20 protein-coding genes are annotated in these 20,705 nt (G+C 67.2%); 13 read left to right on the top strand and 7 right to left on the bottom strand.

Translation table 11 applies throughout. The annotated features are described in order from the left end of the window. The first annotated feature begins 85 nt into the window (after positions 1-85). The gene (locus AC1U2B_RS01310) at positions 86-1,117 is read left to right on the top strand and encodes an ATP-dependent 6-phosphofructokinase (RefSeq protein WP_043393248.1); all 1,032 of its coding nucleotides are present in this window, start codon (positions 86-88) and stop codon (positions 1,115-1,117) included. Here the strand turns inward: AC1U2B_RS01310 and AC1U2B_RS01315 are convergent. Beyond that, positions 1,114-2,115 (bottom strand): glycerophosphodiester phosphodiesterase family protein, encoded by a 1,002-nt coding sequence (locus tag AC1U2B_RS01315; protein ID WP_480215387.1) that lies wholly within the window; start codon positions 2,113-2,115, stop codon positions 1,114-1,116. The two genes, AC1U2B_RS01310 and AC1U2B_RS01315, sit on opposite strands and share 4 nt — an antisense overlap. A 44-nt stretch (positions 2,116-2,159) precedes the next feature. Then, positions 2,160-2,831: a hypothetical protein gene (locus tag AC1U2B_RS01320; protein WP_480215388.1), complete on the bottom strand. Its 672-nt coding sequence runs from the start codon at positions 2,829-2,831 to the stop codon at positions 2,160-2,162. A gap of 23 nt (positions 2,832-2,854) precedes the next feature. On the opposite strand from AC1U2B_RS01320, the gene gatB reads away from it, so the two are divergent. Then, positions 2,855-4,351, top strand: a complete 1,497-nt coding sequence (gatB, locus tag AC1U2B_RS01325; protein ID WP_260973129.1) for an Asp-tRNA(Asn)/Glu-tRNA(Gln) amidotransferase subunit GatB — start codon at positions 2,855-2,857, stop codon at positions 4,349-4,351. On the opposite strand, the gene AC1U2B_RS01330 is transcribed toward gatB, so the two are convergent. Further along, on the bottom strand, positions 4,348-5,460 hold the full coding sequence (locus AC1U2B_RS01330) for a hypothetical protein (protein ID WP_480215389.1): 1,113 nt from the start codon (positions 5,458-5,460) through the stop codon (positions 4,348-4,350). The genes gatB and AC1U2B_RS01330 overlap by 4 nt on opposite strands. A 26-nt stretch (positions 5,461-5,486) precedes the next feature. Then, entirely contained in the window at positions 5,487-6,662 is a 1,176-nt protein-coding gene (locus AC1U2B_RS01335; RefSeq protein ID WP_480215390.1) for a PQQ-dependent sugar dehydrogenase, read from the bottom strand. 139 nt (positions 6,663-6,801) lie between these two features. Here AC1U2B_RS01335 and AC1U2B_RS01340 point away from each other — a divergent pair, with 139 nt between their 5' ends. Beyond that, positions 6,802-7,686, top strand: a complete 885-nt coding sequence (locus AC1U2B_RS01340; protein ID WP_480215391.1) for a DoxX family protein — start codon at positions 6,802-6,804, stop codon at positions 7,684-7,686. An 11-nt stretch (positions 7,687-7,697) separates the two neighbouring features. Here AC1U2B_RS01340 and AC1U2B_RS01345 read toward each other — a convergent pair whose 3' ends face one another. Then, a complete protein-coding gene (locus AC1U2B_RS01345) occupies positions 7,698-8,108 on the bottom strand; it encodes a PH domain-containing protein (RefSeq protein ID WP_081936603.1) in 411 nt (136 codons plus the stop codon). 260 nt (positions 8,109-8,368) lie between these two features. Between AC1U2B_RS01345 and AC1U2B_RS01350 the strand changes: the two genes are divergently transcribed. The 3 genes from AC1U2B_RS01350 to ilvC all read left to right on the top strand — a co-directional run bounded on the left by AC1U2B_RS01350 (position 8,369) and on the right by ilvC (position 11,798). Next, positions 8,369-10,210 (top strand): acetolactate synthase large subunit, encoded by a 1,842-nt coding sequence (locus AC1U2B_RS01350; RefSeq protein WP_480215392.1) that lies wholly within the window; start codon positions 8,369-8,371, stop codon positions 10,208-10,210. Continuing rightward, entirely contained in the window at positions 10,210-10,716 is a 507-nt protein-coding gene (ilvN, locus tag AC1U2B_RS01355) for an acetolactate synthase small subunit (RefSeq protein WP_260941389.1), read from the top strand. The genes AC1U2B_RS01350 and ilvN overlap by 1 nt, the downstream gene beginning before the upstream one ends. A gap of 80 nt (positions 10,717-10,796) precedes the next feature. Further along, positions 10,797-11,798 (top strand): ketol-acid reductoisomerase, encoded by a 1,002-nt coding sequence (gene ilvC / locus AC1U2B_RS01360; RefSeq protein WP_260941556.1) that lies wholly within the window; start codon positions 10,797-10,799, stop codon positions 11,796-11,798. A gap of 136 nt (positions 11,799-11,934) precedes the next feature. Here the strand turns inward: ilvC and wrbA are convergent, their stop codons facing one another. Both wrbA and AC1U2B_RS01370 read right to left on the bottom strand, forming a co-directional pair. Further along, the gene (gene wrbA / locus AC1U2B_RS01365) at positions 11,935-12,534 is read right to left on the bottom strand and encodes an NAD(P)H:quinone oxidoreductase (protein WP_260941390.1); all 600 of its coding nucleotides are present in this window, start codon (positions 12,532-12,534) and stop codon (positions 11,935-11,937) included. Positions 12,535-12,548: 14 nt separating this feature from the next. After that, entirely contained in the window at positions 12,549-14,009 is a 1,461-nt protein-coding gene (locus AC1U2B_RS01370) for a phytoene desaturase family protein (RefSeq protein WP_480215393.1), read from the bottom strand. Positions 14,010-14,096: 87 nt separating this feature from the next. Here AC1U2B_RS01370 and serA point away from each other — a divergent pair, with 87 nt between their 5' ends. The 7 genes from serA (at position 14,097) to AC1U2B_RS01405 (ending at position 20,673) form a co-directional block, all read left to right on the top strand. Continuing rightward, positions 14,097-15,683 carry a phosphoglycerate dehydrogenase gene (gene serA, locus AC1U2B_RS01375; RefSeq protein ID WP_043986588.1) on the top strand — a complete coding sequence of 529 codons (1,587 nt, stop codon included), beginning with the start codon at positions 14,097-14,099 and terminating at the stop codon, positions 15,681-15,683. Continuing rightward, on the top strand, positions 15,680-16,690 hold the full coding sequence (locus tag AC1U2B_RS01380) for a 3-isopropylmalate dehydrogenase (RefSeq protein WP_480215394.1): 1,011 nt from the start codon (positions 15,680-15,682) through the stop codon (positions 16,688-16,690). The genes serA and AC1U2B_RS01380 overlap by 4 nt, the downstream gene beginning before the upstream one ends. A 4-nt stretch (positions 16,691-16,694) precedes the next feature. Next, the gene (locus AC1U2B_RS01385) at positions 16,695-17,267 is read left to right on the top strand and encodes a hypothetical protein (RefSeq protein ID WP_480215395.1); all 573 of its coding nucleotides are present in this window, start codon (positions 16,695-16,697) and stop codon (positions 17,265-17,267) included. Between the two features lie 230 nt (positions 17,268-17,497). Then, positions 17,498-18,379: a class A beta-lactamase gene (gene bla, locus AC1U2B_RS01390; protein WP_480215396.1), complete on the top strand. Its 882-nt coding sequence runs from the start codon at positions 17,498-17,500 to the stop codon at positions 18,377-18,379. A 9-nt stretch (positions 18,380-18,388) separates the two neighbouring features. Further along, the gene (locus AC1U2B_RS01395) at positions 18,389-19,663 is read left to right on the top strand and encodes a DUF7373 family lipoprotein (RefSeq protein ID WP_480215397.1); all 1,275 of its coding nucleotides are present in this window, start codon (positions 18,389-18,391) and stop codon (positions 19,661-19,663) included. Between the two features lie 78 nt (positions 19,664-19,741). Beyond that, a complete protein-coding gene (locus tag AC1U2B_RS01400; RefSeq protein WP_480215398.1) occupies positions 19,742-20,368 on the top strand; it encodes a dihydrofolate reductase family protein in 627 nt (208 codons plus the stop codon). Next, positions 20,365-20,673, top strand: a complete 309-nt coding sequence (locus tag AC1U2B_RS01405; RefSeq protein ID WP_480215399.1) for a hypothetical protein — start codon at positions 20,365-20,367, stop codon at positions 20,671-20,673. The genes AC1U2B_RS01400 and AC1U2B_RS01405 overlap by 4 nt, the downstream gene beginning before the upstream one ends. Positions 20,674-20,705: the final 32 nt, after the last annotated feature.

Here is a 20,705-nt window from a genome sequence, read left to right on the forward strand (position 1 = left end):
GCACACAGCTCGCCGGATCTGCGATCCGGCGAGCTGACTGCACATTCGACGCGAACCAAAACCCGCGAGCGGGCAGTATGGGGGCATGCGGATAGGCGTGCTGACCGGTGGTGGTGACTGTCCTGGCTTGAACGCGGTGATCCGGGCGGTGGTCCGTACCTGTGATGTCCGGTACGGCTCGACGGTCGTCGGGTTCCGGGACGGCTGGCGCGGCCTGCTCGAGAATCGTCGCGAGCAGCTCAAGAATGACGATCGCAACGACAGGCTGCTGGCCAAGGGCGGCACCATCCTGGGCACCGCGCGCGTCAACCCCGACAAACTCCGGGCCGGGCTCGATCAGATCAAGCAGACGCTCGAGGACAACGGCATCGATGTGCTGATCCCGATCGGCGGCGAGGGCACCTTGACGGCAGCGCACTGGCTGGCCGAGGAAAACGTCCCCGTCGTGGGTGTGCCCAAGACCATCGACAACGACATCGATTGCACCGACGTCACTTTCGGCCACGACACCGCGCTGATGATCGCCACCGAGGCCATCGACCGGCTGCACAGCACCGCCGAGTCGCATCAGCGGGTGATGCTGGTGGAGGTGATGGGCCGGCACGCGGGCTGGATCGCGCTGGGCGCGGGGATGGCCTCCGGTGCGCACATGACGCTGATTCCCGAGCAGCCGTTCGATATCGAAGAGGTGTGCCGGCTGGTGAGACAGCGCTTCGTGCGCGGTGATTCGCACTTCATCTGCGTGGTCGCCGAAGGGGCGCGGCCGTCAGAGGGCTCAATGCAGTTGCGCGACGGCGGAATTGACGAGTTCGGGCATGTGAAGTTCACGGGTGTCGCGCAGCAGCTGGCCATCGAGATCGAGAAGCGGATCCGGAAGGAAGTCCGGACCACCGTGCTGGGCCACGTGCAGCGCGGCGGTACCCCGACGGCCCACGACCGGGTGCTGGCCACTCGGTTCGGCGTCAACGCCGCCGACGCCGCGCACTCGGGTGAGTACGGGATGATGGTGTCGTTGCGGGGCCAGGAGATCGGCCGGGTGCCGCTCGCGGATGCGGTGCGTCAGCTCAAGCTGGTGCCGCAGACCCGGTACGACGACGCCGCCGAATTCTTCGGCTAGCGGTAGGCCGCCGGTAGCGGCATCCCGAGTGCGGACTCCACCGCGCGGAGCCGGGCCGGGTAGTCGGTGATGATGCCGTCGGCGCCGGCGGCGATCTGCGCGCGCATGGTGTCGGCGTCGTTGATCGTCCACGGAATCACCTTGAGGCCAAGGGCATGTGCGCGGTCGATGAATGCCCGGTCGGCGATCAGCGCGAACCCCGGGTCCTTCGGTGTCAGCCCGTAGGGGACCGAGTAGCCGGGGGACAGGATGTTCGCCCCGACCGACGCCGCCCCGGCGATCGGGTCACCGATCACCGCCGGATTCACGTCTGCCGTCCACGCCGAGTTCGGCACCCACGTCGTCTCATCCCACAGCGCCACCAGTGGGATGCCGGGTTCCTGCTGGCGGACCAGGGGCAGCGTGCGCCAGTCGAAACTCTGGATCTCGACCTTGTCGAGCTTGCCCGCGGCCCGGACGGTGCCGAGGATGACGTCGACGAATTGTTGTGGTGCCGCTGATGTTTCGGGCTTGTCGGCTTCGATCTTGGTCTCGATGTTGTACCGCACGCCGGCGTGATGAGCGTCGGCGAGCGCGAAGACCTCGTCGAGCGTGGCGATCTTGTTTCCGGTCACCACTTCGGCGGCCGGGAATCCGCTGAGCAGCTTGCCGCAGTTCAGGGTGCGCAGCTGGGCACGGGTGAGGTCGTGCACGAGCTTGCCGACGTACGGGTACTGCGGGTCACCGGGGACGGCGGGGCCGGTGTCGGTGCATTTGTCGGGCTGGATGGTCGGGTCGTGCCACACCATGGGCGCACCGTCCTTGGAAAGGACGATGTCGAGCTCCAACGTGGTGACACCGAGCTCGATGGCCTTGGTGAACGCGCGCAGCGATTCCTCTGTGGTCTCGCCCCGTCCGCCGCGGTGCGCCTGCAGGTCGAAAGTGTCGGGAGCGGCCGAGGCGATGGGCACCGCAGTCAGGGCGAAGGTGGTCAGCAGGGCGCCGATGCGTGCGAGCATCCGCGGAGGTTAACCGGGCCGGGGAAATGGCCGGTGAACGAGGGTCACACCGCGGCGAGCTTGTGCACCTGCGCGTTGAACAACGAGACCAGCGGCTGGTCGCAGGTCTGCGGCTGGTCGGTGGTCGTCATGAGGCAGATGGCGGTGACCGACACCCCGCGATACTGCCCGAGCACCTTGACGCTCAAGAACGGTGTCACCAGGCCGATGCGGTCGGAAACGGTCTCGCGGACGGTCACCGGCCAGGCGGGCAGGCCCTTGGGATTCGCCTGATGGTGGACGTCGATCACGAGCAGGTCGTTCAGCGTGTATCGCGTGCAGGTGCGGGCGGCCTCGCGGTAGTTCGGCCACTCGTACGGCAGTCTCAGCCACACTGCCAGGGCATGGTGGGTGTCCTTCTTCAGCTGCACCTGAACCGACTGTCTGCTCGGTGCGCCGGCCAAGGGCACACAGAATTGCGGTGACACGTCGTCGGTTGTGGTCCGGGTGGCAGCGTTCTGCTTGGGTCCGTCGAGCGTGGCCGTCGGCCAATCGGGAAAGTCGCGCCGCCCGACCGCCATCGAAGTCTCGAGGTTGGTGATACCGGGGTCCAGGACCCGACGGATTGCGACGACACCACCGGTGATCACGATGGCCGCCGCCACTATCGCGCCGACCACGAGCGCGGCGAACTTCCGATTCGTCGGCGGTGGGGGCAGCGGTTGACCGGTGCTCATGAGGCCGACACTACGATCAAGGCATGGCTGACGCAGACCTTCTCGACTACGACGACGTCCTCGCGACGTACGAGCCCGTCATGGGCATGGAAGTCCATGTCGAACTGTCCACCGAGACCAAGATGTTCTGTGGCTGTGCGAACCGGTTCGGTGCCGAGCCGAACACGCTGGTGTGCCCGGTGTGCCTGGGCCTGCCCGGAGCGCTGCCGGTGGTCAACGAGTCCGCGGTCGAGTCCGCGATCCGGATCGGGTTGGCACTGAACTGCGACATCACGCCGTGGGGCCGGTTCGCGCGGAAGAACTACTTCTACCCGGATCAGCCGAAGAACTACCAGATCAGCCAATACGACGAGCCCATCGCCGTGAACGGCTACCTCGACGTTCCGCTGGAGGACGGCAGCATCTGGCGCGTCGATATCGAGCGTGCCCACATGGAGGAGGACACCGGCAAGCTGACCCACCTGGGCAGCGACACCGGCCGGATCTCCGGCGCCACCACCTCGCTGGCCGACTTCAACCGGGCCGGTGTGCCGCTGGTGGAGATCGTCAGCAAGCCCATCGAGGGCGCCGGTGAACGTGCTCCGGAGATCGCCCGTGCCTACGTGACGGCGCTGCGGGATCTGTTGCGCGGCTTGGGCGTTTCCGACGTGCGCATGGACCAGGGTTCGATGCGCTGTGACTCCAACGTCTCGCTCAAGCTCAAGGGTGCCGCGGAGTTCGGCACCCGCACCGAGACCAAGAACGTCAACTCGCTCAAGAGCGTCGAGGTGGCGGTCCGCTACGAGATGCGCCGGCAGGCTGCTGTGCTGCAGGCCGGCGGCACCATCACGCAGGAGACCCGGCACTTCCACGAGGACGGCCACACCACGTCCGGCCGGAGCAAGGAAACCGCCGAGGACTACCGCTACTTCCCGGAGCCGGACCTGGAGCCGATCGCCCCGTCGGATGAGTTGGTGGAGCGGCTGCGCGGCACCATCCCCGAGCTTCCGTGGTTGGTGCGCAAGCGGATTCAGGACGACTGGGGCATTTCCGACGAGGTGATGCGTGACCTCGTCAACGCCGGCGCGATCGAGCTGGTGGCGGCGACCGTCGAGCACGGCGCGTCCAGCGAGGCGGCCCGCGCCTGGTGGGGCAACTTCCTGACGCAGAAGGCCAACGAGAGTGAAGTGACCCTCGACGAGTTGGCCATCACCCCGGCCCAGGTCGCCGCGGTGGTCAAGCTGGTCGACGACGGCAAGCTGTCCAACAAGCTGGCCCGGCAGGTCGTCGAGGGCGTGCTGGCCGGTGAGGGCGAGCCCGAGCAGGTCATGAACGACCGCGGTCTTGTTGTGGTGCGCGACGATTCGCTCATCCAGGCCGCGATCGACGAGGCCCTGGCCGCCCAGCCCGACATCGCCGACAAGATCCGCGGCGGCAAGGTTCAGGCCGCCGGCGCGATCGTCGGCGCGGTGATGAAGGCGACCAAGGGTCAGGCTGACGCGGCGCGCGTGCGCGAACTCGTCATCGCGGCCTGCAGTTAGTGCAGCACCTGCTGCTGCGGCGCGGGCGCCGTCGTCGGACGCAGTGACGACACGCCCGCGACGCAGTAGCCCGCGATCACGAAACACACCGCGGCGCAGGGCAGATTGCCGGTCGGCGTACCGGCACCGGTGACGCCGTCGATGGCACCGGCGAAGTCCGGCAGTGCGGCCAGCCAGAGCACCGTGAAGGTGAGCAGGTACAGCACCCCGAACACCCGGACGTACTGACTGGGGTGCTGTGTTCCGACGCGGCGCGTGATCCGCCAGTCCTGCACCAGGATCGGGATCGCCACGAAGGTGAACACCGCGACCTCGACGCCGAGCACCGCGTACTGCATTGCGCTGTGCCGCGCGGAGAGCAACGTCGGCAGGCTGAGCAGCCCCATGATGACCGGTGCCAGCACGCTGATGACCGGTATGCGCCAGGCCAGTGACAGCCGGGCCGGCTGTGTGCCCGCCTCCACCCGGCGCCCGATCAGCACGTGCACCAGGAACGCGATCGACGCGGGCCCGACCACTGCCAGGCTGACCCAACTGCTCACCGGCACGCAGCCGAGCGTCGGGTGGTTCAGCGGGTTCGCGGTGTTCCAGACCCACCAGCGCAGCTGCGGCCCGAGATGGTCGAAGATGCCGTAGACGCAGCCGTGCACGAATCCGACGCAGATGGCGCCGATCAGCGCGCCACGCCGTTCGAACACGCCGGTGGCGCGGACGATGTCATAGGCCAGCGTGATGGTCGCCGGGTACAGCGCCACGATGTACAGCGGCAGCCGTCCGTCGACGAAGTCGACGCTGAACACGTTGTGCACCAACATGACCCCGAGCCGGGTGCCGGCGAACAGGTCCGGTGGATGCCGGGGTAGTTCGGTCACCAGGGCGTAGGCGACCGATGCCAGCCAGATGGCGATCCCGGTGGGGTCGCGGCGGACCCGCCGCAGCGCGTAGGCCAGCGCCAGCCCCGCACCGATCAGCATCAGCAGCTCGACGACCGGCATGCTCCAGTGGGTGAGGGCCAGGGGGTTCCGCAGCTTGACCCAGGAATCGTCATCGCAGGAGAAGCCCAGGTAGCCGGCCAGCCGAGCGAAGTCGGCCGGGCACGCGCGCATCATCGAGCGACCCTCATGTCGGGCGTCAATTACGTCTTGTCGTCGGTGCTACGCGGGAATCCGCCCTGCGGGAACAGCGGGAACACGACGTCGTCGAACTTCTCCACGTCGCCGGCCGTCTTGTTCACCGTGGCGCCCCAGATGTTGCCGTCGGGGGAGAGCTCCAGCGCGAAGACGTGTCCGTGGGTGTCCGTGCGGAGGGCCTCGGGGTCACCCGTGACCGCGCCGGTTTCCTTGGCCAGCCGGACCGCCACCGTCTTCTTGGTGTTGACCAGATTGACCATGACGGTGTTGTCGACCGCCACGCAGCCGGCGACACCGGGACGATCGGGCCAGCTCCACACCGTGGACACCTTGGAGTCCTTGGTGATCCGCTGCAGCCGGTCGCCGGTGGGGGTGCGGTCGGTGACGTACAACGAGCCGCTGGCCCCGTCGATGCACAGCCCGCCGCCGGAGCCCATGCCCGACAGCGCGGTGGTCGGCGGTGCCTGTCCCACGGTTGTCGGCTGCTCGATGCGCAGCAGCTTGCCCGCCAGCGAAGCCGGATCGGCCGCGGCGGCGGGGTTGCCGGCGTCTCCGGTGAGCACCACGAGGGTGGTCGGACTGCTGAAGATCAGCGCCCCGGTGTTGCCCGTGGGGCCCTTGGGGATCCCAGTCAGGATCGGCTTGGGGACGTCGCCGTCGGCGATCCGGACCACCCGGTTGTCGGTGGGCGTGGTGATGTACGCGTACATCAGCCGGTCCTGTTGGTAGCTCGGCGAAAGCACGATGTCCATGAGGCCGCCGTCGCCGGATGCGTCGACCGGGATCACCATCTTGACCTTGGGTTCCGCGTTCGTGGCGATGTTCTTGACCGCGCCGGTGACGCGTTCGGCGACGATTGCCGACTTGCTGTCGCCGCCCATGATCAGGCCGCTGGTGCTCTCCAGGCAGCCTTGCATCACCGCCGGTGCCGGGCACGCCTTCGGGAACGGGTTCGGTGGCAACGGCGGCGGAGGCGGCGGCGTCGAGCTCGGCGCCCCACCGAGCTCGGGCTCGATGGTGAACGGCTCAGATGCGGCCGAATCGAAACGGGCACAGCCCTGCAGTGCCAGCAAAGCGATGGCGCACAACGCCAGAACCCGTCGAGCGGGTGCAGCACCAACACGCTCAGGCCGGCGTTCGGGCCTCGTCAGCGCAGTCCGCGTCGACCGCCGCAATGTCATGCCCGCCAGGTTACGGACTGTTCGACGGTGCTCGCCACGTCGGGGCTGCGCGCCGGGCCGGGCAAATCCGGTGAACAACCGGGTCAAACCACCGTTTAAATCCACGGTCAGCAGCGCAATTGCACTTACCCTGGCAACTATGACCAGTACTTCCCATGAGTCGCGTGCATGGCAACGGCCCGACGAGTCGGCCGCCACGCCCGCGTCGGCACGCCTGGTCGATCCCGAAGACGACCTGCCCATCACGACCTACCGCGGCGATAGCGGCGAGACCGCGGCAACCACGGCCATTCCGCGGTTCGACACCGCATCGCCCGACGATGTCACGGAGGTGACATCCGCATCGTCCTCGTCGCCGTCCTCGATGGCGTTCGATCTCATGCACGAACCCGAGCCGCTGCCGTACGTGCAGCCCCGCGAACGGGGCTCGCAGCAGCCTGCCGAGCCTGCCGAGATCGAACCCGATCCCGAGACCGATGCCCGGGTGCGGGTGGCCAAGCGCCGCGGCACCCAGGACCTGGGGCTCTTGGTCTTGCGCGTCGGCCTGGGTGCCTGGCTGGTGGTCCACGGGCTGCAGAAGGCGTTCGGCTGGTGGGGCGGTCAGGGGCTGAACGGCTACGAACACGCGCTGGCCGCCGCCGGCTTCCAGCACGCCGGGATACTGACCTATCTCGCCACCGGGGCGCAGATCGGGGCCGGTGTCCTGCTGGTGCTGGGGCTGTTCACTCCGGTCGCCGCCGCGGTCGCCCTGGGTTACCTCGTCAACGCCCTGGCAGTGGAGGTGGCCGCACAACCCGTGCACGGCTACTTCCCGTACTTCCTGCCCGAAGGGCACGAGTACCTGGTGACCATGATCGTGCTGGCCGCGGCGCTGACCCTGACCGGGCCGGGCCTCTACGGCTTCGACGCCGGACGCGGCTGGGCCCGCCGCCCCTTCATCGGGTCGTTCCTGTGCCTGCTGATCGGTGTCGGCGTGGGCGTCGGCGTGTGGATGCTGCTGAACGGATCAAACCCGCTGCACTGAGCGGGGCCGGCTCACTCGTTGTACGGGTTGGGCACGACGCCGCCGCTGGCCGCGGTCAGCACCGGCAGTGACGCGAACGTCACACCCGGCAGCCGCAAGTCGGTGCCGTCGGTCAATTCGGCCTTGGCCCACTTGGAGCCGTCGAAGCGCAGGCCCTTGATGTCCTGCCACGTCACCGTTCGGCTGCCGAGCAGCGACCGCGCGGTGACGCCCAACTTGTCGGCCACCGTGCGGTAGCGAATCACCATCGCCGACAACAGGATCGGGATGACGAGCAGCGCCGCGCACCAGGCCGGCCCGGCGAACACCAGGGCCAGCAGCCCGACGGCGAAGAACCCCACCGCCAGATGGGCGACCCCCGGGATCTTGATCACGACGGGTCGGGCTGCGGTCGAAGAGGTTCGGCGGCTCACGCCATCCATCTTCCCAGGCGGTGGGTCGGCGGGTTGCCAGGTGTATCCGGCTACTGAACTGATTTGACCTGCGCGCGCCGTGGGGACTACCGTCCTTGCTTATGCAGAACTCGGGATTGCTTGTAGTAACTGGGCGCGTTGGTGCGTGACCAGGCTGACTAAGCCGACTACAAGCATCGACGCGCAACCCTCGTACAGCCACCCACGCTGACGGGGGTTTTTTGTTTGCCCGAGAACGCCAAAACCGCAACACGATCAAGAGGACAAGAGTGAGCGCACCCACCACGCGACCGCCAGAGTCGACGCAACAGCCCGACGGCCCCAGCGGCGCGGTCAACGGTCATTCGAAAATCGTTGCCCCGCAGCAGATGACCGGTGCCCAGGCTGTCGTCCGATCGCTCGAGGAACTCGACGTCGACACCATCTTCGGCATCCCCGGCGGTGCCGTGCTGCCGGTCTACGACCCGCTGTTCGACTCGAAGAAGGTCCGCCACGTGCTGGTCCGGCACGAGCAGGGCGCTGGCCACGCCGCGTCGGGCTACGCGCATGCGACCGGCAAGGTCGGCGTGATGATGGCCACCTCGGGCCCCGGCGCCACCAACCTGGTCACGCCGCTGGCCGACGCCCAGATGGACTCCATCCCGGTCGTCGCCATCACCGGTCAGGTCGGCCGCGGGCTGATCGGCACCGACGCGTTCCAGGAAGCCGACATCTCTGGCATCACCATGCCGATCACGAAGCACAACTTCCTGGTCCGCAACGGTGACGACATCGCCAAGGTGATCGCCGAGGCGTTCCACATCGCGTCCTCCGGCCGGCCCGGTGCCGTCCTCGTCGACATCCCGAAGGACGTGCTGCAGGCGCAGTGCACGTTCAGCTGGCCGCCGGTCATCGACCTGCCCGGCTACAAGCCGAACACCAAGCCGCACAGCCGCCAGGTGCGCGAGGCCGCCAAGCTGATCGGCGCCTCGCACAAGCCCGTGCTGTACGTCGGCGGTGGCGTCATCCGCGGCGAGGCGTCCGCGGAGCTGCTGGAGCTCGCCGAACTGACCGGCATCCCCGTCGTCACCACCCTGATGGCACGTGGCGCGTTCCCCGACAGCCACCCGCAGCACATGGGCATGCCGGGCATGCACGGCACGGTGTCGGCCGTGGCGGCGCTGCAGAAGAGCGACCTGCTGATCGCTCTCGGCACCCGCTTCGACGACCGGGTCACCGGTCAGCTGTCGTCGTTCGCGCCCGAGGCCAAGGTGATCCACGCGGACATCGACCCGGCCGAGATCGGCAAGAACCGGAACGCCGACGTGCCGATAGTCGGTGACATCAAGAACGTCATCGTCGACCTGCTCGCGGCGCTGCGCCGCGACGGCGTGTCCGCCGACACGCTGGACCTGGCCGACTGGTGGACCTACCTGAGTGGCATCAAGGAGACCTTCCCGCTGAGCTACGGCCCGCAGAGCGACGGCAGCCTCTCGCCGGAGTACGTCATCGAGAAGCTGGGCCAGATCGCCGGGCCGGACGCGCTGTACGTGGCGGGCGTCGGTCAGCACCAGATGTGGGCCGCGCAGTTCATCAAGTACGAGAACCCGAAGACCTGGCTGAACTCGGGCGGTCTGGGCACCATGGGCTTCTCCATCCCGGCCGCGATGGGCGCCAAGTTCGCCCGCCCGGAGGCCGAGGTGTGGGCCATCGACGGTGACGGCTGCTTCCAGATGACCAACCAGGAGCTGGCCACCTGCGCCCTCGAAGGGGCGCCGATCAAGGTTGCGCTGATCAACAACGGCAACCTCGGCATGGTGCGGCAGTGGCAGACGCTGTTCTACGAAGAGCGCTACAGCCAGACCAACCTGTCCACGCACTCGCACCGCATCCCGGACTTCGTGATGCTGGCCGAGGCGCTCGGTTGCGTCGGCCTGCGCTGCGAGCGCGCCGAAGACGTCGAGGACGTCATCCGGCAGGCCCGCGAGATCAACGACCGTCCCGTCGTCATCGACTTCATCGTCGGCGCCGACGCCCAGGTGTGGCCGATGGTCGCCGCCGGCACCAGCAATGACGAGATCATGGCGGCGCGCGATATCCGTCCGCTGTTCGACAACGAGGATCAGGTCTAGTGGCTACTACTCACACTCTCTCGGTTCTCGTCGAGGACACTCCCGGTGTGCTCGCCCGCGTGGCGGCGCTGTTCTCGCGGCGTGGCTTCAACATCCAGTCGCTGGCGGTTGGTGCCACCGAGCAGAAGAACATGTCCCGCATGACCATCGTGGTCTGCGTCGAGGAGCAGCTGCCGCTGGAGCAGATCACCAAGCAGCTCAACAAGCTGATCAACGTCATCAAGATCGTCGAGCAGGAGCCGGACAACTCCGTCTCCCGCGAGCTGGCGCTGATCAAGGTGCGGGCCGACGCCAGCACCCGTGGTCAGGTGATCGAGGCGGTCAACCTGTTCCGGGCGAAGGTCGTCGACGTGTCGACCGAGTCGCTGACCGTCGAGGCCACCGGCACCCAGGAGAAGCTCGAAGCACTGCTGCGAGTGCTGGAGCCGTATGGTATTCGCGAGCTGGTGCAGTCCGGTGTGGTTTCGTTGGCGCGCGGCCCGCGCGGCATCGGCGCGGCCAAGTAACCGCTGACCCCGAGCAAAACTTCGAATAACAGAGCTTCAACAACAGATACAAGGGTAAGGAAGAGCAAGTGGCAGTTGAGATGTTCTACGACGACGATGCGGACCTGTCGATCATCCAGGGTCGCAAGGTCGCCGTCATCGGCTACGGCAGCCAGGGGCACGCGCATTCGCTTTCGCTGCGCGACTCGGGTGTGCAGGTCAAGGTCGGCCTGAAGGAAGGCTCGAAGTCCCGCGAGAAGGTCACCGAGCAGGGCCTCGAGGTCGACACCCCGGCCAACGTCGCCGCCTGGGCCGACGTCATCATGCTGCTGGCGCCGGACACCGCGCAGGCCGAGATCTTCACCAACGACATCGAGCCCAACCTCAAGGACGGCGACGCGCTGTTCTTCGGCCACGGCCTCAACATCCACTTCGGCCTGATCAAGCCCCCGGCCAACGTCACCATCGGCATGGTCGCCCCCAAGGGCCCCGGCCACCTGGTGCGTCGCCAGTTCGTCGACGGCAAGGGTGTGCCCGCGCTGATCGCCGTCCACCAGGACCCCAAGGGTGAGGGCCAGGCGCTCGCGCTGTCCTACGCCAAGGGCATCGGTGGCACCCGCGCCGGCGTCATCAAGACCGACTTCAAGGAAGAGACCGAGACCGACCTGTTCGGTGAGCAGGCCGTTCTCTGTGGTGGCACCGAGGAACTGGTCAAGGCCGGTTTCGAGGTCATGGTCGAGGCCGGCTACGCCCCGGAGATGGCCTACTTCGAGGTGCTGCACGAGCTCAAGCTCATCGTCGACCTGATGTACGAGGGTGGCATCGCCCGCATGAACTACTCGGTGTCCGACACCGCTGAGTTCGGTGGCTACCTGTCCGGCCCGCGCGTCATCGACGCCGACACCAAGGACCGCATGCGCGCCATCCTGAAGGACATTCAGGACGGCACCTTCGTCAAGCGCCTGGTCGCCAACGTCGAGGGCGGCAACAAGGAGCTCGAGGGTCTGCGCCAGGCCAACGCCGAGCACCCGATCGAGGTCACCGGCAAGAAGCTGCGCGACCTGATGAGCTGGGTCGACCGGCCGATCACCGAGACTGCCTAGTCTCCAACCGCCGACTGGCCAGTTATCGCACGCGATTCACGAAAAAGCGTGCAATAACTGGCCTTTCGGCATTTCAGGGCGTTTCGTCACCCCATCACGCTAAGTCGGGCCGGCGAGGTGTCCCGACGCCAAATTTCTACCCGCCCAGCCGGTCAGCGACCGAGACCACCCGCCGCGCCAGGTGGTCCAATGCCGCGTAGGTGTTGTCGTCGAACTGGCGGATGTTGTCGTGGTTGGCCAGCAGGCTCACGCCGTACGGGTTGCCGTCGGCGAACTTGAGCGGGTCGGTGTAGCCGGGCGGGACGATGATGCCGCCCCAGTGCATCAGGGTGATGTACAGCGACAGCAGCGTGGTCTCCTGCCCGCCGTGCGCGGTGTTGGTCGAGGTGAATCCCGCGTACACCTTGTCCGCCAGGGCACCCTGAGACCACAGGCCGCCGAGCGAGTCCAGGAACGCCCGCAGCTGCGACGCGACGGAACCGAAGCGGGTCGGAGAGCCGAAGATCACGGCGTCGGCCCAGACGATGTCGTCGCCCGTGGCGGTCGGAAGGTCTTTGGTTGCTTCGTAATTCGCGGTCCACGCCGGGTTGTGCGCAAACGACGCGGGGTCCGCGGACTCTGCGACGGGCCGCAACCGCACCTCGGCACCCAACGATTCGGCGGTGCTCGCGACCCGCTGCGCCATGGAAGTGCCATGCCCGGTCGCGGAGTAGAAGATCACAGAAAGCTTGGCCATGAGCCAAGCCAACACTATGGCGCGAGCGACGGCAGCGTCTTCACTCCGAATTCACGACGCAGCACGGTGCGGGCCGCATACAGGCCGGCCATGCCATGGACGCCGGTGCCCGGCGGGGTGGCCGACGAACACAGGTATGCCTCGGGGATCGGCGTGGTCCACGGGTTGGCCCGCAGTGTCGGTCCGATCATCGCGGCCTTGAGCGTCGCGCCGCCGACGATGATGTCGCCGCCGACGTAATTGGCGTTGTGGCGCGACATCTCGGCGGCCGGCACCGCGCGGGCCGCGAGCACCAGATCGCGGAAACCCGGTGCGGCGTCCTCGAACAACCCGATGACCGTCTCGGTCTGGTCGACGGTCGAGCCCGCGGGCACGTGGCAGTAGGTCCACAGCGGCCGTCGGCCCTGGGCGTCGATGCGGGACGGGTCGGCGAGGTGCGGCAGCGAGGCCAGCGTCATCGGGTGCTCGGCATGGCGCCCCTGCCAGATCTCCCGTTCGGCATGCGCCATCTGGGCCCGGGTGCCGCCGAGATGGACGGTCGGTGACGACGCCATCCGCGGGTCGCGCCAAGGGATCTCACCGGACAGCACGAAGTCGATCTTGGAGACGCCGGGACCGAACTTGTAGCGGCGCAGTGCTTTTGCGTAGCGGTCCGGAACCGCCGACCCGTAGATGTCGAGCAAGGCGGTCGGGGAGGTGTCGTAGATGACCACTCCGTCGGGCGGACTCGTCACGGGGGAGCCGGTGACGAGCTCACCTCCGTGCGCGCGTAGATCGGCGATCAGCGCATCGGTGATCGTCTGCGTGCCGCCGACCGGAACCGGCCAGCCCGCCGTGTGCGCGACGGTGCTGAGCATGACGCCCGCGCCGCTGTTGACGGGCGACGGCATGGGATGGATGGCGTGCGCGCCGACGCCGGTGAACAGGGCCCGGGCGTCGTCACCGCGCAGCAGGCTCCACGCCGGGCTGCCCTGGGTCAGCACCCGCAGTCCGGCACGCACGGTGCTCGGCAGGTCGGGCGGCAGGGAACGCTTGTCGCCGAGGAAGAAGGCCAGGACGCCGTCGACGTGCTCGACCAGCGGGCCCAGCAGCCGCCGCCAGGACGAGCCGTGTTCGAGCTCCGCGCAGGTGCGATCCAGGGAGTGGTACGCAATGGCGGCGCGGCCCGAGGCCTTTCCCGTCGCTTCGCTCGCCCCGGCAGGCAGGGGATTGGCGTACGAGATCTCCGGGGTGACCATCCGCTCACCGCGGGCGGCCAGGTCGAACTCCGCGAAGAAGGGCGAAGCCACACCCAGCGGATGCACCGCCGAACAGACGTCGTGCAAAACGCCTGGGTATTCGGGGTCGGGGGCGGTGCGGGCGCCGCCGCCGGGGGTCGGCTGGCCTTCGATGACCCGGACGGACAGCCCGGCGCGGGCGCAGATGACGGCCGCGGCCAGTCCGTTGGGTCCACTACCGACGACGGTGACGTCCACCACTTGATGGTAGTGACGGGCCGGGACAACCCAGATCAAGGCAACCGCGATTGGAGCCGCGGCCATGCCGCCCACTAGTCTGTGCGCGTGAGCCTTCCTGTCGTACTCATCGCTGACAAACTCGCCGAATCGACCGTCGCCGCCCTCGGCGACCAGGTAGAGGTCCGTTGGGTCGACGGACCCGACCGCGAAAAGCTGCTGGCCGCCGTGCCGGACGCCGACGCCCTGCTGGTGCGCTCGGCCACCACGGTGGACGCCGAGGTGCTGGCCGCGGCGCCCAAGCTCAAGATCGTCGCCCGCGCGGGCGTCGGCCTGGACAACGTCGACGTCGACGCCGCCACCGCCCGCGGTGTGCTGGTCGTCAACGCCCCGACCTCGAACATCCACAGTGCCGCCGAGCACGCCCTGGCGCTGCTGCTGTCGGCCGCCCGCCAGATTCCGGCCGCCGACGCCACGCTGCGCGAGCACACCTGGAAGCGGTCGAAGTTCTCGGGCACCGAAATCTTCGGCAAGACCGTCGGCGTCGTGGGCATGGGCCGCATCGGCCAGCTCGTGGCGCAGCGCCTCGCCGCGTTCGGCGCGCACATCGTCGCCTACGACCCCTATGTCTCGCAGGCCCGTGCCGCGCAGCTGGGCATCGAGCTGCTGACCCTCGACGAGCTTTTGGGGCGCGCTGATTTCATCTCGGTGCACCTGCCCAAGACCAAGGAAACCGCCGGCCTGATCAACAAGGACGCGCTGGCCAAGACCAAGCCGGGCGTCATCATCGTCAACGCGGCCCGCGGTGGCCTCATCGATGAGCAGGCCCTGGCCGACGCGATCATCAGCGGCCACGTCCGTGGCGCCGGTCTCGACGTCTTCGCCACCGAGCCCTGCACCGACAGCCCGCTGTTCGAGCTGCCGCAGGTCGTCGTCACCCCGCACCTGGGCGCCTCCACCGAAGAGGCGCAGGACCGCGCCGGCACCGACGTCGCCGCGAGCGTGAAGCTGGCACTGGCCGGCGAGTTCGTGCCGGACGCCGTCAACGTCGGCGGCGGTGTCGTCGGCGAAGAGGTCGCGCCGTGGCTCGACCTGGTGCGCAAGCTGGGCCTGCTGGTCGGTGCCCTGTCGCCGGCGCTGCCGTCCTCGCTGGACGTGCAGGTCCTGGGCGAGCTGGCGTCCGAAGACGTTGAGATTCTGAAGCTTTCGGCGATGCGCGGCCTGTTCTCGGCCGTCATCGAGGACCAGGTGACGTTCGTCAACGCGCCGGCGCTGGCCGCCGAGCGTGGCGTCGAGGCCACCCTGGGAACCGAGTCGGAGAGCCCCAACCACCGCAGCGTCGTCGACGTCCGCGCCGTGGCCGCCGATGGTTCGGTCTTCAACGTGTCAGGCACCCTGAGCGGTCCGCAGTTGGTCGAGAAGATCGTCCAGATCAACGGCCGCAACCTGGACCTGCGTGCCGAGGGCGTCAACCTGATCCTCAACTACGGCGACCAGCCGGGCGCCCTGGGCAAGATCGGCACCCTGCTCGGTGGAGCCGACGTCAACATCCTCGCCGCTCAGATGTCGCAGGACTCCGACGGTTCGGGTGCGACGGTCATGCTGCGGCTCGACCGTGAGGTGCCGGCCGACGTGCTCAGCGCGATCGGCGACGCTGTCGGCGCGACCACGCTGGAACTGGTGGATCTGTCGTGAAGCTCGCCGTCATCGCCGGTGACGGCATCGGCCCCGAGGTCATCGGCGAGGCACTGAAGGTCCTCGATGTCGTGCGGCCGGGTGTCGAGCGCACCGAGTACAACGTGGGTGCCAAGCGCTACCACGAGACCGGGGAGACCCTGCCCGCGGGCATGGTCGACGAGCTCAAGACGCACGACGCAATCCTGTTGGGCGCCATCGGCGATCCGTCGGTGCCCAGCGGCGTGCTCGAGCGTGGCCTGCTGCTGACCATGCGGTTCGCGCTGGACCACCACGTGAATCTGCGGCCGTCGCGGCTGTTCGCGGGCGTCGACAGCCCGCTGGCCGGCAACCCGGCCATCGACTTCGTCGTGGTGCGCGAGGGCACCGAGGGGCCGTACACCGGCACCGGTGGTGCCATCCGCGTCGGCACCCCGCACGAGGTGGCCACCGAGGTGTCCACCAACACTCGGTTCGGTGTCGAGCGCGTGGTGCGCTACGCCTTCGAGAAGGCCCGCGCGCGGCGTAAGCACCTGACGCTCGTGCACAAGAACAACGTGCTGGCCTATGCCGGTTCGCTGTGGACGCGCACGGTCGACGAGGTCGGCGCCGAGTACCCAGACGTCCAAACCGCCTACATGCACATGGATGCGGCGACCATCTACATGGTCACCGACCCTGGCCGCTTCGATGTGATCGTCACCGACAACCTGTTCGGCGACATCATCACCGACCTGGCAGCGGCCGTCTCCGGCGGTATCGGTCTGGCGGCATCGGGCAACATCGACGCGACGGGCACCAACCCGTCGATGTTCGAACCGGTGCACGGCAGCGCGCCCGACATCGCAGGTAAGGGTCTGGCCGACCCGACCGCGGCCATCATGAGCGTGGCGCTGCTGCTGACTCACCTCGGTGAGACCGAGGCCGCGGCCCGCGTGGACAAGGCTGTGGCCGAGCATCTTTCGACGCGCGGCGACGCCAAACTGTCGACGTCGGAGACCGGCGAGCGGATTCGCAGCTTCCTCTGACGCCGTGAACAGCATCGCCACCCTCACCAGGCAGTGCTGGCTGTTCGCCATCGGCTCGACGTTCTTCGCCCTCGCCACGGTTCCCGGGTTTCCCTCGGTGGCCGGGGCGGGTGCGACGAACTTGCTGTGCTTCGTCGGGTCATGGTTCTTCACCACGGCGGCACTCATGCAGTATGTGCTGGCGCCCCCGGGAATCCAATGGTGGTCGGCGGCAATCCAATTCATGGGCACCGTGCTGTTCAACGTCAGCACCGGTGCATCGGTGTGGGCGCATGCCGTGCTCGCCGAGCGCCGCTATGTGTGGGCGCCCGACGCCGCCGGGTCGCTGGCCTTCCTGCTCAGTGGCCTGCTGGCAGTCATGGTCGTCGGTCTGTGGTCACCGAAATCCGTTGACTGGCAGGCATCTTGGATCAACATGATGGGCTGCGTCGCGTTCGAGGTGTCGGCGCTGGCGGCTTTCGTCCGCACGACCGGCGTGACGGTCGACGAGTGGCTGGCGAACTTCGGGACCTTCGTCGGCGCATTGTGCTTCCTGGTCGCGGCCCTGATGGTGCGGCCCCGCCGGTCAGCGGCTTGATTGTCTGGTGGCCGCCAGGTTGCCGAGCACCGACCGGCGCTTCGACGGATACAACTATTTCGGTGTTCACCCCGAGGTGGCCACCGACTGGTTCGACAAGCACATTGACTGACGTCCAGCTGCGCTGATCTGCTGGGATCCGTTGGGGCCCAACGCACTGCATGGCTACGGAGTGCCGGGCGAATACCCCGCGTTGGCATCCGGCACCGATCCATGATTGGCTGGAATGTGTGGGGGTATCGCTGAGCCGACGTGATTTCATCGTCGGGTTGGCCGCGACCGGTGTGCTGGCTGGGTGCCGGCCCGACAAGCCGGTCGAGCCAACCAGATTTGAAGAACTGGAAGACCGCTATCAGGCGCTAATCGGCGTCTATGCAGTGGATTTGGAGTCATCGGCGACGGTCGAGCACCGTGCCGACGAGCGGTTCTCGATCTGCTCGACCTTCAAAGCCTATGCGGCGGCACGCATCTTGCAGATGGTCAAGGCCGGTCAGGCGAATCTCGATGCCATGGTGCCCATTACCGCCGCGGACATTGTGGTCAACTCCCCGGTACTGAGCCCAGCCGTGGGGACCCGGATGGAGCTGCGAGAGATTTGCGCCGCGGCCCTGACGCAGAGCGACAACGCGGCGGGCAACATCATGCTGCGGACCATCGGTGGGCCGTCCGCCCTCACCGATTTCGCCCGCTCGATCGGCGATTCGCAGACCCGGCTGGATCGCTGGGAACCGGACCTCAACGACGCGGCGCCCGGCGACCTGCGCGACACCACCACGCCGAGGGCCCTGTGCGGTGGATATCGCGCCATTCTCGTCGGCGACGCGTTGTCCGGTGCGGGTCAATTCCAGCTGAAACGGTGGATGACCGAGACGACGACGTCGACCCGACGTTTTCGCGCAGGTCTGCCTGAGGGCTGGACCAGCGCGGACAAGACCGGCAGCGGTGACTACGGGTCGACCAACGACGCCGGCTTGCTCATCGGGCCCAAACGCGAGCGAGTCATGCTCACGGTGCTGATCCGCACGCGCACCCTGCGGCGGGACGCCGGGCCGTTCAACGAAGCGGTGGCAGAGAGCGTGCGATCAGTGCTGGCACGCCTCGGCCACAGCTAGTGTTGGATCGTGGGGATCCGGAAGTTGGCATTGGCCGTGGTTACGTGCGTGTGTGTGGTCGCGGGGTGTTCGACGACCACGACGGGCACCGCGCGGTTCGGCGGCTCACTGAGCGATCCTGAACCCGACGTCAGCCAACTCAGGACCGGTAACTACCAGATCAAGCCGAGTACCCCGTTCTTCAGTGCCGGACCAAATCCGCTCACGCAGTCGATCATCGAATCGACCCGCATGGCCGAATATGTCGTCGGGCCTTGGGAAATCGATTCGTCGGTGACCAAGCAGGGAGCGCTCGGAACGGGCACCATGACATCGGAATTCGGTGTCGACGTCATTCTCGGCGTGTCCAAAGACAATGTCATGCAGGGCATTGCCAGAGCGCACAAGCTGGTCGCCGGATTCGGGTCATCGCGGTCAGCCGGGGCCCGGGATACGGATCTGGAAATCCAGAACGCGGTCCTGATGTTCCCCGATGAGGCACAGGCTGCGGCGGCCGCGGGTGAATTCACCGCGCAGTTCGGACCCGTCGTCGTCGATAGGATCCCGACATATCCCGTCCAGATCTCAGTCGGCGCCAGTTCGGTGCCGGCGATTGGCGTCGATTACGGCACCGGGGTCAGTGCCGTCGCCGCCTACAGCGCGTACGGGCGGTTTGTGCTGTACCAGTTCGTGAACGCCAGGGCCACCAAATCCACCAGGGCGCCGCTGCGCGCTGAGTTGCTCACATCCGACCTGCTCGGTCGGCAGCAAGCGCTGATCAAGAGCTTTGTGCCGACAGAGCCGGCGAAACTCGCTGATCTACCCAAGGATCCGAGCGACGACCAATTGCTGTCGAAGACGATCAGCACTCCTGATCGGCAGCAAGGGGTGCTGATCGGGACCTGGCGGCCGCGGGCGTGGCTGCACTTCGAATCCGATCCGGTGAGCATGACCACCCAGTTCGAGCGTGCCGGCGTCCAATGGGTGACCCAGCGGTGGGGCCGGGTGTATCAGGCCCCCAACCCCGACTCGGCTGCACAGCTGCTGGACTTCACCACCGCCGCGCTGATGAAGAATTCGGATGTGCAGCTGGCCGGCGCCGTGCCGGGGTTCCCCGGCGCGCGGTGTTTCGAGCACCTGCAGGACTATGCGCGCCCGGACGCAACGGTGACGTGGCGCATCCTGGGGTGGCACTACAGCTGCATCGCGCGCACCGACAGATTCGTGTTCCAGGTGTTCGCCGATGATGAAACCGCTGTGGACCAACAGATTTCGGCACAGTACCGGGTGTTGTCCGGAAAGTAGCCGGCCGCTCCGATTAGTTTCGCCGGGTCCGGTGGTCTACCTCACTGACAGACACCATCGACTCGTCAGGAGCTAGAAATGGGCCAGATTCACCTCGCGTTGTTCGCCACCCTCGACCTCGTCGGGCAGGCGCCTGGCGGTCCCGGAGAAGACTCGGACGGTGGTTTTCGGTTCGAAGGTTGGCAGGCACCGTTGGTCGACGACGTGTCAGGGGAGCAGGTCGGCGCGGCATACGAAGGTACCGATGCGCTGCTGCTCGGCCGACGGACGTACGACATCTTCGCGGGCTACTGGCCGCACCAGGACGACGAATTCGCTGACATGTTCAATCGCATCCCCAAGTACGTCGCGTCCCGTGGCAAGCCCGATCTGTCGTGGTCCGGCTCGAAGCAGATCGGCTCGGATTTGGTGGCCGAAGTGCGCGAGATCCGGGAGCGCCACGACCACGTCAAGGTGGTCGGGAGTTTGAATTTCGTACAGACCCTGTTGCGCGAAAAACTGTTTGATCGCATGGACCTTTGGGTGCATCCTATTGTGCTGGGGGCCGGCAAGAAGGTGTTCGACTGCGGCACGGTGCCGTCGAACCTGACGCTGCTCAAGCCGCCAGTGTCCAGCCCTGCGGGAATCGTCTACCTGCAGTACGGGTTGGCAGAGGGTGTGCCGGCAACAGGGGACATGAGCGCACCGGATCGGGGGGACGTTTGACTGGTACGGACTGGACCCGCGGCGTGCTCGGCGGCGCGGTACTCGGGGGAATCGGCTGGGGCCTGCTGGCCGTTGATGCGGTAGGTGTGTCCGGCGGCGACTTGCACTTGAGCCGGATCGACGGAGCGTACTTACCTGTTTCGGTGGGTATTTCGTTGCTCTGCCTGGTAATTGCCGTGGTGTTGCCCAAGGTGGGGACACTGCGCACGATCGCTATCGCGCTGGTGGTCGCACCGACAAGCGGTTGGTTCGTTGTGGGTCTGCTGTACATGCAGACCTTTGCGATTGTGGCGACATGGCGGTGAGCGAGGGCTTGCCGGTCAGCGGAGGGGGTAAG

Source organism: Mycolicibacterium sp. P4_G11 (assembly GCF_056555145.1).

Coding starts and splice junctions, on each gene's coding strand:
- AC1U2B_RS01310 (WP_043393248.1), top strand. CDS start 86: ATGCGGATAGGCGTGCTGACCGGTGGTGGTGACTGTCCTGGCTTGAAC.
- AC1U2B_RS01315 (WP_480215387.1), bottom strand. CDS start 2,115: ATGCTCGCACGCATCGGCGCCCTGCTGACCACCTTCGCCCTGACTGCG.
- AC1U2B_RS01320 (WP_480215388.1), bottom strand. CDS start 2,831: ATGAGCACCGGTCAACCGCTGCCCCCACCGCCGACGAATCGGAAGTTC.
- gatB (WP_260973129.1), top strand. CDS start 2,855: ATGGCTGACGCAGACCTTCTCGACTACGACGACGTCCTCGCGACGTAC.
- AC1U2B_RS01330 (WP_480215389.1), bottom strand. CDS start 5,460: ATGATGCGCGCGTGCCCGGCCGACTTCGCTCGGCTGGCCGGCTACCTG.
- AC1U2B_RS01335 (WP_480215390.1), bottom strand. CDS start 6,662: ATGACATTGCGGCGGTCGACGCGGACTGCGCTGACGAGGCCCGAACGC.
- AC1U2B_RS01340 (WP_480215391.1), top strand. CDS start 6,802: ATGACCAGTACTTCCCATGAGTCGCGTGCATGGCAACGGCCCGACGAG.
- AC1U2B_RS01345 (WP_081936603.1), bottom strand. CDS start 8,108: ATGGATGGCGTGAGCCGCCGAACCTCTTCGACCGCAGCCCGACCCGTC.
- ilvC (WP_260941556.1), top strand. CDS start 10,797: ATGTTCTACGACGACGATGCGGACCTGTCGATCATCCAGGGTCGCAAG.
- wrbA (WP_260941390.1), bottom strand. CDS start 12,534: ATGGCCAAGCTTTCTGTGATCTTCTACTCCGCGACCGGGCATGGCACT.
- AC1U2B_RS01400 (WP_480215398.1), top strand. CDS start 19,742: ATGGGCCAGATTCACCTCGCGTTGTTCGCCACCCTCGACCTCGTCGGG.